Origin of the sequence: Gordonia abscondita (assembly GCF_032711245.1) — a bacterium.
Classification (GTDB): domain Bacteria; phylum Actinomycetota; class Actinomycetes; order Mycobacteriales; family Mycobacteriaceae; genus Gordonia.
The window spans coordinates 1,401,010-1,418,139 of record NZ_CP128986.1; the positions used below are offsets into that span (position 1 = coordinate 1,401,010).

Genomic DNA, 17,130 nt, shown 5'->3' on the forward strand with positions numbered 1-17,130 from the left:
AGATACAGAGGTACGAATCATGACAGGTGACGCTGTGCAGGCCCCCGTCGAATCCGACGAGGCCATTGCCGAGGATGCTCCGGAAGCAGTGAGTGAAGAAGACAGTCTGGTCGAAGAGGGCGAGATCGCGGGCGATTACCTCGAGCAGTTGCTCGACGTGCTCGACTTCGACGGTGACATCGATCTGGACGTGGATGGCGACCGTGCGATCGTCAGCATCGACGGAGGCAAGGATCTGTCGAAGCTCGTCGGGCGCGACGGTGAGGTGCTCGACGCGCTTCAGGAGCTGACTCGCCTCGCCGTTCAGCAGGCGACCGGCGATCGCAGCAGACTGATGCTCGACGTCAGTCGGTGGCGGGCGGACCGCCGCGATCGTCTGGCTCGACTTGGCACCGAGGTGTCCGAGCGCGTGCGCGACAGTGGCGAACGCGAAGCTCTTGACCCGATGACGCCGTTTGAGCGCAAGATCGTGCACGACGCCGTTGCCGCCGTCGACGGGGTCTACAGCGAGAGCGAAGGCGCCGAGCCGAAGCGGCGCGTGGTCGTCATTAAGGAGTGATGTCTCCGCTCCCCTGTTCGGAGTGAAGTCCCGGCCATCAGGCCGGGACTTCACTCGTTTGCATGGGAAGAATTACACGCATGTGATTCATCGTGTTTCACGTGGAACAGGACAGCGATTCTCATCGATCCAGGTTCACGTGAAACCCACTGAGGAATTGAGGATAGATGGCAGACGATCAATCGCCGGCTGAGTGCGAACCGACCCCCGAGGTTGCAACCATGGTGTTCGGAGACCGTCTGGGTGAGGCGAATGCTTACGCGCGACTGCTTACCGAGCAGGGGGTTCTGCGTGGTCTCATTGGGCCGAGTGAGGTACCGCGCCTGTGGACCAGGCACATTCTGAACTGTGCCGTACTCGGCGAGGTGATCGACGACGGCGCGACGGCCTTCGATATAGGCAGCGGTGCCGGACTGCCGGGCATCCCGCTTGCGATAGCGAAACCGAACGTCTCGATCACGTTGATCGAACCTCTCCTGAGGCGGACAACCTTCCTGGACGAGGTGGTGTCCGAGCTCGGACTGACAAACGTCACGGTGACGCGTGGCCGTGCTGAGGAGAAGACTGTGTTGGCGAGCGTCGGTACTGCGGACGTCGTGACGTCCCGCGCGGTCGCTCCGCTGGACCGTCTCGCGGGTTGGTCCGCGCCGCTGATCCGGGTAGGCGGACGACTTATCGCTCTCAAGGGGCGCTCGGCCGCGGACGAGATACAGCGCGATCGTGCGGCGGTGCGGAAGACGGGCATCGTGGACCTGACCGTGACACAGTGTGGCGTCGACGTACTCGACGAGCCGACGACTCTCCTTGTCGGGTCGAGGGTCGCGACGGACAAGGATGCGGCCGCAGCGCGCCGCGCCGCACGTCGTGCCAAGAGGGGGCGTTAGAGGATTGGTGTCCTTTAGACGTAGAGCGCACAATGGACGGAACGACGTAAGGAGCTCCGGGGTGCCCAAAGACGAATCAGTAGTTTCACGTGAAACACCGACCGATACGCGCGCAGGGCACTACGCGGACACGCCGATCGCGGCTGCAGCCGAGCGAGCGAGTCAGGTCCTGACCCCGGGTGGCACCGGCACTCTCCCCCGGCCGGCGCGGCCGAGAATTATGACGGTTGCAAACCAGAAGGGCGGCGTCGGCAAGACGACGTCTGCCGTGAATCTTGCGGCTGGGCTCGCGATCCATGGTCTCGGAGTATTAGTGGTCGACCTCGATCCGCAGGGCAATGCCAGCACTGCGCTAGGCATCGATCATCGACGTCCCGGTATCGCCTCGGTGTACGAGATGCTCTTGGATGATGTGCCGCTGCGTGATGCAATCCAGCAGTCACCTGCGAATGATCGACTCTTCTGTGTGCCGTCGACGCTGGACCTCGCGGGTGCGGAGATCGAGCTGGTCTCAATGGTTGCTCGGGAGAGTCGGCTGCGGAGGTCTCTCGACGAGAGCGTGCTAGTCGAGTTTGGGATCGACTACGTGCTGATCGACTGTCCGCCGTCGCTCGGTCTGCTGACCGTCAATGCGATGGTAGCCGCGAAGGAAGTACTCATTCCGATCCAGTGTGAGTACTACGCACTAGAGGGTGTCGGACAGTTGCTGCGGAATATCGAACTCGTACAGGCGCACCTCAACAAGGAGCTGCACGTGTCCACCGTCCTTCTGACGATGTACGACGGAAGAACCAAGCTTGCGGATCAGGTGGCTTCTGAGGTCCGTAACCATTTCGGTGACACCGTGCTCTCAACGATCATTCCCCGCAGTGTGAAGGTCTCTGAGGCGCCCGGGTTCGGCATGTCGATCATCGAGTACGACCCGGGTTCACGTGGCTCGATGAGCTACCTCGACGCATCGCGCGAACTTGCGCAGCGCGCAGCTTTGGAAGGCGGTCTGGCCTAATGGCACAACAGCGTGACGCGCAACGTCGGGGCGGTCTGGGTCGAGGATTGGCCGCACTCATTCCGACCGGCCCGACGGACGAGAACCAGGGAACAAACACGCGTCGGATGGGGTCTGCTGCGGCCGACGTCGTCATCGGTGGCGGTTCGCCCCGCGACGCTTCCGGAGCTTCGGTCGAAATCGAGACCGATGTTTCACGTGAATCCACTGACGCCCCCCACGGATCGCCGCGCGGGCCAGCCGAAGTAGAAGCGCCGGATGCCATCGGCGCCGTGTATCGCGAGATCCCGCCGTCGCAGATTGAGCCGAACCCGAGCCAGCCGCGCACCGTGTTCGATGAGGACGCGCTAGCGGAGCTCGAGCATTCGATCCGTGAGTTCGGATTGATGCAGCCGATCGTCGTCCGGGAACTCCCCTCCCCCACGGCCGACGGTGTCCGCTATCAGCTGATCATGGGTGAGCGGCGCTGGCGTGCGGGCACCAATGTCGGCGTTGATGCTCTCCCTGCCATCGTGCGCGAGACGCCCGACGGTGCCATGCTTCGCGATGCACTCCTGGAGAACATCCACCGCGCGCAGTTGAATCCCCTCGAAGAGGCCGCCGCATATCAGCAGCTGCTCGAAGAGTTCGACGTGACACACGAGGAGCTTGCTAACCGTCTGGGTCGTTCGCGTCCAGTTATCTCCAACATGATCAGACTGCTGCGTCTGCCGATCCCGGTACAGCGCCGGGTCGCGGCGGGCGTGCTGTCGGCTGGGCACGCTCGTGCTCTTCTCTCTTTGGAGACCGGTAGTGAGGCTCAGGAGCAACTTGCCGCTCGGATCGTCGCGGAAGGTCTGTCAGTTCGGGCGACGGAAGAGGCGGTGACTCTCGCCAATCGCGGTGACGGTGACTCTCCGGCGGCACCCCAACGTAAGCGTCAGCAGATGCAGATGCCCGGCCTGCAGGGGGTCGCCGACCGGTTGTCTGATCGGCTGGACACTAAGGTGACGGTGAGCCTCAGCAAGCGGAAGGGAAAGGTCGTCATTGAGTTCGGTTCGGTGGACGATCTGGAGCGGATTGTCACGATGATCGCAGAGCAGACGGACAACGCGAAATAGTCGGAATATTCCGTTTTACCAACGGTGATGGAGGCCTGCACCCGTGAAACGTCACAGTGACATGCAGATCTCAGTAGTACGCGCGGCGTGATACGGGAGCAACGATGACGGTGACGGTAGTTCCGCTGGAACTCGAAATGTTCGAGTCCCTGCCGTCTCATACTCGGCGATGTGTCTTCTGGGAGATGGATCGAGATGAACCGGACGGCTTCGAATCGGGGATCGTCGACCGGAGGTCCACGGCCGAGCATGAGAGCGAGTTCGACAAGGAGGCGTGGATCTCCGGTCTACTCCTGGAGTGGGGTACTTGCGGACAAGTCGCTTTCGAGTCGAGTACGGGCCGGGTGGTCGGGAGTGCCCTCTACGCTCCCCCCGGGTTAGTTCCGCGGGCCCGACGCTTTCCGACTGCTCCGGTCGGCTCGGATGCGGTCCTGCTGTCGGCTGTGTCGACAGAGCCCGGTTTCGAGGAGATCTCGGTAACGCTGATCGACGCTGTCGTCTCCGATATCGTGCGACGCGGCGTCCGCGCGATCGAGGCGTTCGGATTCAGTGGTTCACGGGAACCACTCGAGCGTGATCTCGTCGGGTTGATGCTCGGGAACGGTATCGACACAGATGCGTGCCTCGAGTGCCTCATGCAGACGAACCTTCTCATCGACTCCGGTTTCGAGACGGTCGCGGCTGATCTCTATCTGCCCAGACTTCGGCTGGAACTCGACGAGGGACTCGGATGGAAGTCTGCCGTCGAGCGGGCGCTCGAGAAGCTCGTCGTCGAGGCGGCTGCCGACCTGTCAGGCGCGCCCACTCCGGTCGGCTAGATCAGACAGCGTCCGCTACAGCGTGTTGCTCGCCGATGTTTCACGGGAAACAACATCGATGTAATTCACGGGGTGATGCGCTCTGCGGCGAGAAGATCGGCGAACGTGTAAGTGCCCGTCGGACGATCGTTCTCGCCGAGAAGGTAGAGACGTTTGACGGCGACGAGGATGGCTTCGGCGATCGTGTCCCGCTTCTCAGCGTCGGCGAGCAACGCAGCGTCGTGGGGATTCGTGATGTATCCGGTCTCGATGACGACGACGGGCATACGCGTGGTGCGCAGGATATTCCACGTGCGCTCGTGTGTGCGGCAATCGAGGAAACTGGTGCGGGCGACGAGTTCACGCTGAATGAAGCTGGCAAGGTTGCGGCCGATGGTGGAGAACGAGCCGTGAGTATTGCCGAAGTAGAACGTCGCGACACCGTTGGCGAGTTCGTTCCGGTAGCTGCCCGCGCGCAGCGAGATCATCAGGTCGACGTCCGCGAGATTCGCGACACGGGCCCGCTCATCATCTTCCGGCGACGACTTTCCGTCGTGAGACAGGAACGTCTCCATGCCTGCCGCCGACATCCGACCTTCCAGTCGCGACGCGAGATCCCACAGCGCTCCAGCGTCTGCATCAGAGTCAGAACCGGGGTCGATCAGAATGCGCTTGCCGGACAGCCGAGGGCCGGACCGTCGGACCTGCTCCTCCTCGCGGATGGCGTGCGGCGATCCGCCGGTGATCCGGGTGCCGAGACGGTTGAGGGAACGGATCGTCTCGGGCCCGCAGATACCGTCCGAGCTCAATCCGTATTCGGTCTGGTATCGGCCGACCGAGTTGTGGGTGACTTCGCCGAACTGTCCGTCGACGAGCCCGTGGTAGTAGCCGAGGTTCTGCAGGCGTGACTGCAGGGTCGCCACGTCGTCGCCCGTCATGGGGGCGGACAGGCGGTACAGCAGGACGCGGCTGCCGAGTTGATACGAGGCCTCACGAAGAGCTCCGTATGTCGCACTGCCGACGACGCCGTCGACGATTAGGCCGCGCTCTTGCTGGAACGCGCGGACCGCGCGATCGCAGGCCGCGTCGAAGACGGCTTCGGGTGGGGACCACGGGTTCCGCTCGTCACCGGGTGTGGCGGTCGGCGCCGGAGGCAGCAGTCCTCGCGTTGCAAGGATGGCCCGAATCTCGGCGACCGCCGAGCCGTGATCGCCGAGTCGCAGTACCGGCATGGAGACCCCACTTTCTCGCATAAGGGTGACGGCCGCCGACCGGGTGGCCGGCGGCCGTCACTGCACCGCTCTATTCTCTCAGGTCCGTGTCTGTGCCGACAAACGAAAGCACCGGATCGAGACCAACCTATTGCTATCGACGGCTGTGTCGAAACCGCGGCTATTCGAGGACGGGTGCGAGCTCCCGCAGGATGGCGGCCTTCGGCTTGGCCCCCTGGATCGTCTTGGTGGGCTTTCCGTTCTCGAACAGGATCATGGTCGGGATCGACATGATCTGGAAGTCGCGGGCGATCGCGGGGTTCGCGTCGACGTCGACCTTGGCGATGGTTAGTTTCTCGGAGTTGTCGCGAGCGATCTCGTCGAGTACCGGGGCGACCATCTTGCACGGGCCGCACCAGGTGGCCCAGAAGTCGACCAGTACGGGCTTGTCGGATTCGAGTACGTCCGACTTGAACGTGGCGTCGGTGACGTCGACAGTGTTGCCTGCCATGTTTTACTCCTTGTTCGAGGTTTCGGGAAGGGACTTAGCCCGCGTGGTCGGCGAGCCAGCGCTCGGCGTCGATCGCGGCCGAGCATCCGCTGCCGGCCGCGGTGATCGCTTGGCGGTAGGTGTGGTCGACGAGGTCGCCGCATGCGAACACACCGGGGACATTGGTGTAGGTGGAACGGCCGTCGACCTTCACGTAGCCGTCCTCGTCGAGATCGATCTGGCCGCGCACCAGGTCGCTGCGCGGATCGTGGCCGATAGCGACGAACATGCCCGTCGCGACCAGCGGGCGTGTCTCGCCGGTCACGGTGTCGGTGAGTTCGAGCTCGGTCACGGAATTCTCGCCTTTGACAGCGGAGACAGCCGCATTGGTGACGAACTCGATCTTCTCGTTGGCGCGGGCGCGTTCGAGCATGATCCTCGACGAGCGGAACTCGTCGCGGCGGTGGACGAGGCTGACCTTGCGCGCGAACTTGGTGAGGAAGGTGGCTTCCTCCATCGCCGAGTCACCGCCGCCGACGACGACGATGTCCTGCTCCTTGAAGAAGAAACCGTCGCATGTCGCGCACGAGGAGACACCGCGGCCGAGAAGTTCCTGCTCCCCCGGGATGTTGAGGTAGCGGGCGGCAGCGCCCATCGCGAGGATCACGGCGCGAGCGCGGTACACCTCGCCGCCGACCTCGACCTCTTTGATGTCGCCCTCCAGACGCATCGCGTCGACTTCTTCGATGCGGAGGTCGGCACCGAATCGGATCGCCTGCTCGCGCATCTCGTCCATCAGTTCGGGGCCTTGGATACCCTTCTGGAAACCGGGGAAGTTCTCCACCTCGGTTGTGGTCATCAATGCGCCGCCGAAGGAGATTCCTTCGAAGACGACGGGCGACAGTTCGGCGCGAGCCGCGTAGACCGCGGCCGTGTAACCCGCGGGGCCGGATCCGACGATGATTAGCTCGTGGATCTGGTTCTCGGTGTCGCTCATCAATCCTCCGTGTAGCAAGTGGGCCCGCTATTGCACGCGGGCTTTCCGTTCAACACAAGGATATGGGCTGATGTTCCCGCGGCCCGCCGGAGGTGGTCACGAATCCGGCGACGGCGAGCAGATCGGGTGCGGGCGGTCAGTCGGTGTGGAAGCGACTGATCGTGCCCAGCATTCGTGTCCTGACGTCGGGCGGGATCGGTATCTCCTCGTCCCGCAAGGAGACGAGGTCTGCGTTTGTCGCGTCGAGGGCGGCGAGGATGCGTCGGGCGTCGGGATCGTCGGCGATCACCGTGCGCACATGCTCGGCGAAGGCGGGATCGAGTTGTCCGGCGTGGAAGTCGATGAGAATGTCGGCGGGCAACGGCGGGCCGGGATACTGTCCGTCGCGACTCTCTGCCCCGTTGTGCTCCATCAGACTGTGTCCGCCTCCGCGTCGTTGGTGATTTGATTCCATCACTGATTTAGACGCGGCGGAGCCCGTTTCGGTTCCGTTGTGGTCAGCTCGGGCGTGGCGGATGTCGCGACGGGGCTCTCACCCCTCAGTTCTCAGGTGGCCGAGTACGAGAGCGAGCTTCGCCCGCCCGCGGTTGGCTCGGCTCTTGACTGTGCCGGGCGGGATACCGAGCGCGGCGGCGGCTTCGGCGACTGGAAGGTCGTAGATGTGCAGCAGGATGATCACTGCTCGTTGTTCGGGCGGGAGGACGTCGAGCGCGCGACCGATGGACAGCGACAGGTCGATGTCGCCGGTGTGATCGAGCGGATCGACAAGCGACTCGTCCTCTTCCATGAGCGGAGCGCTCGCATGCGACTTGTTGCGTCGGAGGCGATCGAGCGACGCGTTCAAGACGATCCGGTACAGCCAACTGGACACGGTGCAGTCGAACCGGAAGCGACCAGCGGTCCTGTTAACCGATTCGAGTGCGTCCTGGAGTGAATCGGCTGCGTCGTCGTAATCGCCGGTAGTGCGCAGTGCGACGGCCCATAGCTTGTTCTCGTGCCGTTTGAAGAGAACTTCAAAGGCGGTGCGGTCCCCGTTTGTGTGATCCCGGAGCAACTGGTCGTCGCTTCGGGTGTCTGTGATCCCCCGTTGCATGTCGATGAATCTAGGCCCGCACCCAGCCGAAAATGTCTGTTTCTACGTACTTGTGGATAAAGTCGGCAAATTGTGAGTCATTCGAGCGGAACCTGTGGATAACCCGTGCTCGGGTGCACAACCAAGTGGGTGATGCTGGGGATGACTGACCATCGGTCCGCCAGCTGCCACATAGCCCACGGGCGTGTTCGGGGGACTCTCGACGTGTGTCATATCCTCGTAGCCATGGACGACGACCAGCCGTTGGCGAGGTGGACGGCGGCACGGTCGATGGACCGTGTCGCGGTGCCGGGCGAGTTGCAGGTGACTAAGACGCATGTGGTGTTCGAGCCCAAGGGTCGTCGCGCGCAGGGGGCTCGGTTCGCGGTCGCGTTCAAGTTCGTCGTCGGCGTCGGGACGGCTCCCGGTACGGGAAAGTTCTTCAGCGGCGGGAAACGCGAGCGGCTGTGTCTGACCCTCGGCGACGGGTCCGAGTGGCTGTTCGTCGTTCCCGACCTCGACGCTGCGGTGGCAGGTATCCGGAGTTCGGTGACTTCTCGACGCTAGTCGGCGTGAAAGAGCTGCCGGTAGGTGGCCACGAACGTGCCGGTGACCACGCGGTGGATCGCATCGATGTCGAGCAGTTCCACGTCGTAACCCGGTTCGATGGGGGCTTGGTGGGCGGTCTGCCACTCGACGAGGAGCTGAGTCAACGCGCCGACGAGACCTATCGCGCCGAGCCGCTGGTCGGCAGTCGGTTCGTGACCCCGACTGGCGAAACCGAGGATCAGATCGGCCCACCGGTGAATAGCGCGTAGTCGCAACTCCTCGAGTTCGGGGCTGACGCCGACGACTTCGATCATGATGATGCGGGCGCGCCGGGTGTCCTCGGTGAGGCTGGAGATGAATCCACGCAGTGCCTGTTCGGTCAGCCCGGGTACCACGTCGTCCGGGATCGGACCGTCGGCGATCTCGATGTCGGCGAGGGCCTTCGCGGCCGCGGCCAGCGTGGCGTCGCGAGCCGTTTCGACGCAATGGTTGTAGACCTCGCCGAGCAACGCGGCACGGTCGCCGAACGACTCGTAGAAATAACGCTGAGTCAGACCGGCTTCGGCGCAGATGCGTTTCACCGAGACGTTCGGGTAACCGAGTGTGCCGAACAGATGCAGGCCCGCTTCGATCAGCGACTCGCGGCGTTGGAGCTGTCGGTTCTCCGCCGTCAGTCCCCCGTACACGCGCCCAGCGCCACCCTTCGTCATCACCGACCCCTCTACTAGCTCTCCCACACTCCGGATGCACCCCGTCGGTGCGAACCCATCACGTGGGTGTCGACGACGCCAAGCGCCTCCATGAGCGCGAACATCGTTGTCGGGCCGACGAATCGGAAGCCCTTCTTGCGCAAAGCCTTCGAGAGAGCCACCGATTCCGGTGAAGTGGTGGGGACGTCGGCCATGTTCAGCGGCCGGGGGGTGTCGGCGGGCCGGTACGACCACAGAAACGCTTCGAGCCCGACGTCCTCGCGTAATGCGATGGTCGCCTGCGCGTTGGTGATCGTCGCGTCGATCTTGGCCCGGTTGCGGACGATCCGGGCGTCGCCCATGAGTCGTTCGACGTCGTCGGGCCCGAACGTCGCGATCTGATCGACGTCGAAGCCGACGAACACCTCGCGGAACGCCGCTCGCTTGCGCAGGATCGTCGCCCACGACAGTCCCGCTTGGAAGCCCTCCAGACAGAGTCGCTCGAAATGGGCGGACTCCCCCGACACGGGCATGCCCCACTCGGTGTCGTAGTAGTCCCGCATCATCCCGGCGGCCGCGCCCCAGGGGGTGCGGCGGAGCCCGTCGTCGCCGAGGACGGCGCCGTCCTCGAACACCGATCCGTCGGTCATCAGTTCAGCGTCACTCGATCGATGATGGCCTGGAATCCGCCGCCGCTCTGCGGGAGTGAGGTGAGCCAGATGACGAAGTACGGAGCTTGTGTGGGCGACTCGACGTTCAGCGTGGACATCTTGCTGTCGACCGTGCCGCTGCCGACCCGAGTCGTCGCGTCGAGACTCCGCGGGTTCCGTGACGTCGAGGTGCGCAGTTCAACGTTGAACCCCGGTGTCGGGGTCGCGATCGTCACCGACTTCACGGTGCCAGGCGACTTCAGCCGGAACATCAGACCGAGTCCTTCCTTGAGGCCCGCGAAATCCGGCGAGCCCCGGTAGACGTCGGATTTCCAACCGGGTGCCTCCCCGGTGAGGAGGTGACCGATGTTCGCCGACGAGTCCGCAGGCTCGTCCGATACGTCGAGCAGGCTCACCGAGCGCACCGTGATCGGCTCGACATCGCCGCCCTTCTCGGGATTCGCCGGTGCACTGGACGACGACCCGGGCAGGAACGAGTCCAGGCCGGCGTCATCGTCGGACGAACCGAACAGGTTGGTTGCGGCGACGATGATCGCGACGATGACGAACAGGATGAACAGGCCGCCGCCCGCGAGCAGTGCGGTGTTCTTCTTGCCGGCGTCGCCTTCGCCCATGAGACGTTCCCTGCGGGTCCGGCTGATCGGCGCGACCGACACGGGTGCGGGCGCGTCGAGGACGCGCGGCAGCAGGTCGGTCTGCAGGTCGACGACGGTCGCCTGGTCGAGTACATGCTGGACGGTGGCGGCTGTGCGGATACCGCGGTCGCCTTCCAGCGAGCGCGCGGCGACGGCGGAGATCTCGAACGGAATGTCGGGCTTCGCGTCGCGCGGCACTCGCGGCTGGGACGGGTCGGCCGGATCGGGTTCGGCGACCGCCATGCCGCCGACGGGGTCGTCGGTGATCGCCGAGGTCACCAGACGCTTGCCGGTCTCCCCGTCGAGCGTCCAGCGCCCCAGCAGGAGCGAATACAGAACGGCACCGAGTCCGCGGACGTCGCTGCGGCGGTCGTCGTCTGGCATGATCGCCGGGAACGCGAGGACGGCGTCGCCGGACGTGCTCACGCGGATCCGGTCCGGATGGTCGATCGACAGGACAGTTCCGGCCCGGTGGGCGGCTTCGGCGCCTGCGGCGAGGGCACGAACGGCGCGTGCGGCACCCGTCGGCGACGGATTGGTCGCGGCGACGTCGGCGAGTTTGGAGCCCGGCACCCATTCGGTGACGACGATGCCGCCGGATGCGCTGCGCACCACGTCGAGAACACGCGCGACACCCGCCGTATGCAGCTGGCCGATCCGACGCGTCCGGTGCAAGACGGCCTGTGGTCCCTCCTGAAGCGGATCGCGTTGCCCGGGATTCACCGGCGGGAACTTCTGTTCCGGGTCGACGAAGGTGAGTCCGACCTCGCGGTCGAGCCCGATGTCCTTGGCCCGCCAGAACGCGAGACCTCGCGCACCGCCCTGCGGTTCGAGCAACCGGTAGCGTCCGCCTGCGACGGCCGCGCCCGGAATCAGACGTGGTCCGCGCTGGACCTGCTCCGCCTTCGGAATCATGGCACGCGTCGGCTCGGTGGACGGGCGTGGCGCCGCGTCGTCCGAACCGGATGCGGTCATCGGTGGTGCTCCTCGGGGACGCAGGGGTGGCTGCGACGGTCCGGGGCGGCGTTGGGGCCCACGAGGCGGACCGCTGCGGACCACCGGGATCACAGTTGTCTCGCCCGCCGCCCCGCCGGAGAAGGCGGAGTACTCCTGCCAGGTGGCTGTGCCTCGGTCGAAGCGGCGCCGGACGTCTACCTGTCCAGGGTACGGGAACGATTCCTCGCCGGAGACGCGCTGGAACTGCACCGTCATGGTGCGGGCATCCTCGTCGTCGCCCGCGATAGCCGGCGGTGCGAGCCTCGGGATGAAGCGCCCGACGATCCGCATCACCGCGTTGCTGATCGACACCATCTCCGGGATCTTCAACGCGACCAACAGCAGGTAGACAACGCCGAGCGCGACCACCGCGGTGATGATCAGATACGCCAGTGACCCGACCTTTCCGGCGTGCGTCGACATGCGCGCGAAGCCGGTCAGTTCGGAGATCCCCCATACGGCTGCCGCGACGACGAGGGAGACCCCGAGAGTGAGCAGTGCCGGGCGGGCGACGTTCTTCATCGCCCGGCCACCCAACCGCTTCTTGAGCAGGATGTGGCCGACGATCGCGCCGACGAGATAGCCGAGTCCGTTCGACAACGACAGCCAGCGCACCACCATGTCCGGGTCGTCGAACAGCACGGGTCCGAGATACGACGAGGCAACCTTGACCGCGGTGATACCGACGACCATCACAGTCGGCGTCCACGCGTCTTCCCGGGCGTAGAACACTCGGAGCTGGACGAGGGTCATCGCGTACGGGATGAGGGTGAAGGCGCCCCACGCGAGGACGGACCCGACCTGGGACGCGGTATCGGCGTCGAACTCGCCGAAGTTGAATATCGCGACACCGATCGCGGGACCGAAGAACGTCATGAATGCGACGACGGGCACCAGTGCGACGATCGTCAGACGGGTCGCTAGCGACATGTCGTCGACGACGGCTTCGGTGTCGTCGGCTGCCGCGTTGCGTGACATGCGGGGCATGATCGCGGTCAGGATGGTGACGCCGAGGACGCCGTACGGGAGCTGCAGCAACTGCCAATGGGTGGCGTACGCGGAGATCCCGCCTGCGCTGGCCCCCGCAGCGATGTTGTAGGTCACCATCAGGCCGACCTGCAGCACGAGCACGTAGCCGATGATCGCGACCGCCATGTTGCCGAAGGTCCGCAGGCGTGCGTCGATGCCCCACTTCCAACGGAGTCGCACTCCGACTTTCCGTAGGTACGGGCGCAGAATCGCGACCTGGGCGATGACGCCGAGGGTGGTTCCGATGCCTAGGACGAGCAGTTTGGGATCGGACAGCCGGACCGGATTCAGCGTGATCTCGCCGGGCATGAAGTAGAACAGGACCAGGGTCGTGATCTGCACGATGTTGTTCAGAACTGGGGCCCACGCGCCGGGTTTGAACAGGCCCTTCATGTTCAGGATGGCGATGAACAGTGCGGTGAGACCGTAGAACAGGACTTCCGGAAGCAGCAGATATGCAAGCGACGTGGTGACGTCGCGGTTCACTTCGCCGTTGCCGACATTCAAGGTCGTCAGGACTGGCGCGGCGACAAGCGCGACGACGGTCGCTACACCGAGTACGACGAGGGTGAGGCTGAAGATCCGGTTGATGAAATCGGCTCCGCCGTCGGCGTCTTCGGCTTCGGCACGGACCAGGACGGGGATGACGATCGCGGTGAGCACGGCGCCCAGGAGCACTTCGGAGATCATGCCTGGCAGCACGTACGCGGCTTGGAACGCCGACGACAGTGCCGGACCGAGCATTCCCAACACGAGCACGGTGCGGATGAATCCGGTGATACGGCTGGTGAGGGTGCCGATGGCGATGGATCCGCCGGTCCGCATCACGCTCTCGTCGGAGGGGTTCTCGGCCTTCTTGTGCTCGGTCGTCATACAGGCTCTCCGGGGTCGGGCTGCTCGCGTTCGTCGGTGTCCGTCACGCGCTCGGCTGCCAGCCGTTGCTGATAGCCGGTGGCGGCGAGCTGACGTTCGTGCTCATCGGGTTCGGGGCGGTCTTGGTCCGCCGGGTCGGGTTCGCCGCGGAATCGGTGCCACAGGCGTCGTGCGGTCAGCAGGACCAGGATGACGGCGGCGGCGATTGTGATCCAGAACAGTGCCTTCCCGTAGGCGTTCGCGTACACCGACAGGTCGACGGGGCTGCTCAACGGGACATCGTTCGTCGTGACCAACGCGATGCGGACGGTGGCCGACTGTGAGCTCGACGCGTGAGTCGGGAGCTGCAGTTGTCTAGTCCCCTGTGCGGGGATCTCGACGACGCCGACGTCGCCGACGCTCAGTTCGGACGGTGCTGTGATGTCCAAACTCACTTTGATCGGCAACGCTAGCTCGTTTTGCACGACCAGCAGGAGCGGGCTGCGTTCGGAGGCGAGCGTGTACCGGCCGCTCGGGTCGAGCAGCGACACCGACTGTTGCATGTGTGTGACGGTCGAGCCGATTGCCGCGAGTCGTTGCGGGCGTTCGATGCGGGACACGATGGTGCTGGTCGTCGACGGTGTCGATGCGGTCCGCAGCAGGTCAGCCCGCAGTGGGTCGATGTACTCGGCTGGGGTGAACGGCAGGTCACTGCCGGTGGCGAAGGAGTCCTGGAGCCGGCCGATGAGGTCGACGTCCCGGCGCACCTCCGTCAGGTCCTTCGACGACAGCGGGTAACCGTAGGCGGCGAGTTGGTCGACGTCCCCGGGCACCGCGAGGTCCGCGTCTCGGTCGGCTTCGTTCAGCCCGGAGATGACGTCGGTGAGGGGAACGGGGTCGGCGACACCGGAAGCCGCCATGAGCCCCGCGGTCTCGAGGAGGGAGCGCGCGTCGTCCGGGGTGGGTGACCAGTACGTCGGTGGCATGGTGAATGCGCTGCGGCCAGTCACCGCGGTGACCGGGTTGGAGTCGCTCGGGTTCGGCGGCGAGGCGTCGAGCATCGGGAAGGCGAGCGAGGCTGCCGCGGTCTGCCGTCTGCTCACCGCCGACTCTCCGGCGAGCGGCGTACGTTGCCAGTCCGGCAGATACGACGGTGTGACGGGGCGGTCGCCGATCGCGCCGAGTGCCGCGCTGACACCCGGATCGTAGGCCTGAACGGGGAGTCCACCGGACCGGTAGCGGCCGACGAGGGCCGACCCGGTCCGGGTGCGGGCCGTGGGGTCGACGGCGGTGGAGACTACGGCGGCCGCATCCGATCCGGCGCGGCCGTCGAGCAGTGCCGCGCCTTGCGGCGACAGGGTGCCGACGGCCGGGAGGGTGAGCCCGCGCACGCTGGTGACGCCGAGGATGTTGTCGACCGTGTCGTACGCACCGGTCAGTGCCATGTCGGTGAGCTTTTTGTCGCCGATGCGATCCAGTGAGTCGAGGCTGGCTTGCGCGTATGGGAGCGCGGTGACGCACATGGTGGACGCGACGCGGGTCAGGCGCTGCAACCATTTGCGGGCGATCGTCGACCCGTCGCCTGCCTGGGTGGGGGCGTCGGGGTCGGCGGGGTCCTCGCTGATCGAATAGCCGGATGCCATCGATTGAACGGTGCTGATCAGGTCGGGGTCGACGGCGAGGCAGATCGCGTTGCGGACCCGGCTTTCGGGTCGGTCCGTGTCGCCGGAGTCGTCGCCCACGCCTGCGACGGTCTCCAATGCTTTCAGGGACCGCCCGAGCCGCCCGTCGTCTTCGAGAGAAGAGGTGAGGTCGTCGCCGATCAACCGGATGTCGGCGGTGTCGCCGCCGAGTGTTCCCGCAGCCTGTTGTGGCGGCGCGGCGAGCGGCCAGATGAAGGTGAACGCAGCCGGGTTTGTGTCGTTTGCGGCGATGGATCCGTCGCGGCCCAGGAGCGGATTCGGTTCCGTCCCCGCTCCGGGACTCACCCACTGCGCGGCTCGCCCTCGGTCGGCTGGCAGCGACAGGACGGGAAGCATGGTCCGCGAGTCGGCGATGCGCGCCTGGCCACCGTAGTCGGGGGTGCCGTTGATGTTGACCAGCAGCGGGTACACGCCTGCCTGCGAGATCTGCAGGCCGCCGCCGGACAGTGGCACGTCGACGGCGAACTCGACGGTCTGGTTCGGTGCGAGAGTCTCGGTGACCTTCTTGAATCCGGTCACCGTGTCGTAGACGGATGCGTCGGCGCCGAGCACGGTGCGCAGATCGGTGGAGGTGACGGGGTCGGTGCGCTGCAGTCGGACGATCACATCGTGGATCGGTCGATCGAACGTGTTGGTGACTCGGCCCCGGACGCTGACGGTGTGACCGGATGAACTCGTCACGGTCGACGGCGTGACTTCGGTGAGCGAGACGGACGCGTAGTCGGAGTCGGGGTTGTCGCCGGGAGCCGCGGACGCGGTTGGCATCGGACCGAACCCCGCCATCGTGAGAACGAACCCGATGGTCAGGAGCACTGCGGCCGCCGCCGCCGTGAGTGTGGCGCCGCGACCGGCCCGGTCAGCCGTCACCGTTTGCCGGTCGCCGCGGTCGCCTTCTGCGCCGCCGGGATTTGACCGGTGGCGGCGGCTCGTTACGGCGCTGGTTGCGGGCGGCTGCGGCTCTCTCATAGTCGTTCGGCTCGGTACGGATACAGCTGGCTTCGGACTGGGCCAGCCGGTTCGGGTCACTTCGCAGATCGGCGATCACAGATTCGGCCATCCGGGCGAGACGTCGTTCGTCAGAGTACGTGAGGCGGCGCGGCAACTCGGTGAGCGGCACCCACGCGACCTCACTGACCTCGTAGTCTTCGTCCGAGAGTTCGCCGCCGGTGAAACGGAGCAGGTAGTGGTGCACCGTCTTGTGGATGCGGCGTCCTTCGCTGACGAACCAGTAGTCGATCTTGCCGAGCGGCGCGATGATGGTGCCTTCGATGCCGGTCTCCTCGGCGACTTCGCGCATCGCGGTCTGCTCGGCGGTCTCGCCCGTCTCGATGTGGCCCTTGGGTAGCGACCACATAGTGCGGCCGCGGCGATCGACGCGGCCGATGAGTGCCGCGTTCAGGTCCTCGAAGGGTGCGTCGATGTCCGACAGCACGAGTCCGCCGGCCGAGGTCTCACGTACGGTCCGCAGTTTCGGCGCCGGATCGGCGTCGGCGGGGCGCTTGCCTCCGCGTCGCTGCCCGTTGGGTGCCGTCGGCTTGCTTGTGCTGTTTCCGTTGGTCCTGCGTCGGTTCCGGTTCGCGAGGTCCGAAGGCTTGGGGGCGGCGTCGCAGTCGACCTCGGGTTTCGCCGCTGACTCGTCGGTCTTCTTCGCGTCGATCGGACGGCCCGAGCGGCGGCCGCGCCTGCGGCGGCCGCGCCGACTGCGCCGATTCCTGGCGGGTTGGTCGTTTCCGTCGTTCTTCACCGGTTTTCCGGAGTCGCCGACTGCCGGAGCGTCGGAAGCGACGTCCGTATGGTGCAGTGATGGTTCGGCGGACACACTCCGATGCTAGCCGTTCGTTACCGTCCGTTAGCCATGGCAGGCTGACCGCGCAAGCCGCGTCGGCGAGT

The 17,130-nt window shown here is 65.4% G+C and carries 16 protein-coding genes; 6 read left to right on the plus strand and 10 right to left on the minus strand.

Annotated features, from left to right (window positions below; translation table 11 throughout):
- Positions 1 to 19: 19 nt before the first annotated feature.
- The 5 genes from MP11Mi_RS06575 (at position 20) to MP11Mi_RS06595 (ending at position 4,367) form a co-directional block, all read left to right on the plus strand.
- Entirely contained in the window at positions 20 to 559 is a 540-nt protein-coding gene (locus MP11Mi_RS06575) for a Jag family protein (RefSeq protein ID WP_420041488.1), read from the plus strand.
- A 221-nt stretch (positions 560 to 780) separates the two neighbouring features.
- A complete protein-coding gene (gene rsmG / locus MP11Mi_RS06580) occupies positions 781 to 1,443 on the plus strand; it encodes a 16S rRNA (guanine(527)-N(7))-methyltransferase RsmG (RefSeq protein ID WP_420041489.1) in 663 nt (220 codons plus the stop codon).
- Positions 1,444 to 1,663: 220 nt separating this feature from the next.
- On the plus strand, positions 1,664 to 2,449 hold the full coding sequence (locus tag MP11Mi_RS06585) for a ParA family protein (RefSeq protein WP_420712845.1): 786 nt from the start codon (positions 1,664 to 1,666) through the stop codon (positions 2,447 to 2,449).
- On the plus strand, positions 2,449 to 3,549 hold the full coding sequence (locus MP11Mi_RS06590) for a ParB/RepB/Spo0J family partition protein (RefSeq protein WP_420041491.1): 1,101 nt from the start codon (positions 2,449 to 2,451) through the stop codon (positions 3,547 to 3,549). The genes MP11Mi_RS06585 and MP11Mi_RS06590 overlap by 1 nt, the downstream gene beginning before the upstream one ends.
- A 185-nt stretch (positions 3,550 to 3,734) precedes the next feature.
- Positions 3,735 to 4,367: a hypothetical protein gene (locus tag MP11Mi_RS06595; protein ID WP_420041492.1), complete on the plus strand. Its 633-nt coding sequence runs from the start codon at positions 3,735 to 3,737 to the stop codon at positions 4,365 to 4,367.
- 65 nt (positions 4,368 to 4,432) lie between these two features.
- Here MP11Mi_RS06595 and MP11Mi_RS06600 read toward each other — a convergent pair whose 3' ends face one another.
- The 5 genes from MP11Mi_RS06600 to sigM all read right to left on the minus strand — a co-directional run bounded on the left by MP11Mi_RS06600 (position 4,433) and on the right by sigM (position 8,137).
- A complete protein-coding gene (locus tag MP11Mi_RS06600; RefSeq protein ID WP_420041493.1) occupies positions 4,433 to 5,578 on the minus strand; it encodes an N-acetylmuramoyl-L-alanine amidase in 1,146 nt (381 codons plus the stop codon).
- Between the two features lie 160 nt (positions 5,579 to 5,738).
- The gene (gene trxA, locus MP11Mi_RS06605) at positions 5,739 to 6,068 is read right to left on the minus strand and encodes a thioredoxin (RefSeq protein WP_420041494.1); all 330 of its coding nucleotides are present in this window, start codon (positions 6,066 to 6,068) and stop codon (positions 5,739 to 5,741) included.
- A 34-nt stretch (positions 6,069 to 6,102) separates the two neighbouring features.
- Entirely contained in the window at positions 6,103 to 7,044 is a 942-nt protein-coding gene (trxB, locus tag MP11Mi_RS06610) for a thioredoxin-disulfide reductase (RefSeq protein WP_420041495.1), read from the minus strand.
- 136 nt (positions 7,045 to 7,180) lie between these two features.
- Entirely contained in the window at positions 7,181 to 7,456 is a 276-nt protein-coding gene (locus MP11Mi_RS06615) for an anti-sigma factor (protein ID WP_420041496.1), read from the minus strand.
- Positions 7,457 to 7,576: 120 nt separating this feature from the next.
- Entirely contained in the window at positions 7,577 to 8,137 is a 561-nt protein-coding gene (gene sigM, locus MP11Mi_RS06620) for an RNA polymerase sigma factor SigM (protein ID WP_420041497.1), read from the minus strand.
- A 225-nt stretch (positions 8,138 to 8,362) separates the two neighbouring features.
- Between sigM and MP11Mi_RS06625 the strand changes: the two genes are divergently transcribed.
- Positions 8,363 to 8,683: a hypothetical protein gene (locus MP11Mi_RS06625; protein ID WP_420041498.1), complete on the plus strand. Its 321-nt coding sequence runs from the start codon at positions 8,363 to 8,365 to the stop codon at positions 8,681 to 8,683.
- Here MP11Mi_RS06625 and MP11Mi_RS06630 read toward each other — a convergent pair.
- Genes MP11Mi_RS06630 through MP11Mi_RS06650 form a run of 5 tightly spaced genes read right to left on the minus strand, consistent with a single transcriptional unit; the run spans position 8,680 to position 17,059 of the window.
- Positions 8,680 to 9,375 (minus strand): TetR/AcrR family transcriptional regulator, encoded by a 696-nt coding sequence (locus MP11Mi_RS06630; RefSeq protein ID WP_420041499.1) that lies wholly within the window; start codon positions 9,373 to 9,375, stop codon positions 8,680 to 8,682. The two genes, MP11Mi_RS06625 and MP11Mi_RS06630, sit on opposite strands and share 4 nt — an antisense overlap.
- A gap of 14 nt (positions 9,376 to 9,389) precedes the next feature.
- Positions 9,390 to 10,004: a DNA-3-methyladenine glycosylase I gene (locus MP11Mi_RS06635; protein WP_420041500.1), complete on the minus strand. Its 615-nt coding sequence runs from the start codon at positions 10,002 to 10,004 to the stop codon at positions 9,390 to 9,392.
- Entirely contained in the window at positions 10,004 to 13,558 is a 3,555-nt protein-coding gene (gene murJ, locus MP11Mi_RS06640) for a murein biosynthesis integral membrane protein MurJ (RefSeq protein ID WP_420041501.1), read from the minus strand. The genes MP11Mi_RS06635 and murJ overlap by 1 nt, the downstream gene beginning before the upstream one ends.
- Positions 13,555 to 16,107 carry a DUF6049 family protein gene (locus MP11Mi_RS06645; RefSeq protein WP_420041502.1) on the minus strand — a complete coding sequence of 851 codons (2,553 nt, stop codon included), beginning with the start codon at positions 16,105 to 16,107 and terminating at the stop codon, positions 13,555 to 13,557. The genes murJ and MP11Mi_RS06645 overlap by 4 nt, the downstream gene beginning before the upstream one ends.
- On the minus strand, positions 16,097 to 17,059 hold the full coding sequence (locus MP11Mi_RS06650; protein WP_420041503.1) for an NUDIX hydrolase: 963 nt from the start codon (positions 17,057 to 17,059) through the stop codon (positions 16,097 to 16,099). The genes MP11Mi_RS06645 and MP11Mi_RS06650 overlap by 11 nt, the downstream gene beginning before the upstream one ends.
- Positions 17,060 to 17,130 lie beyond the last annotated feature (71 nt).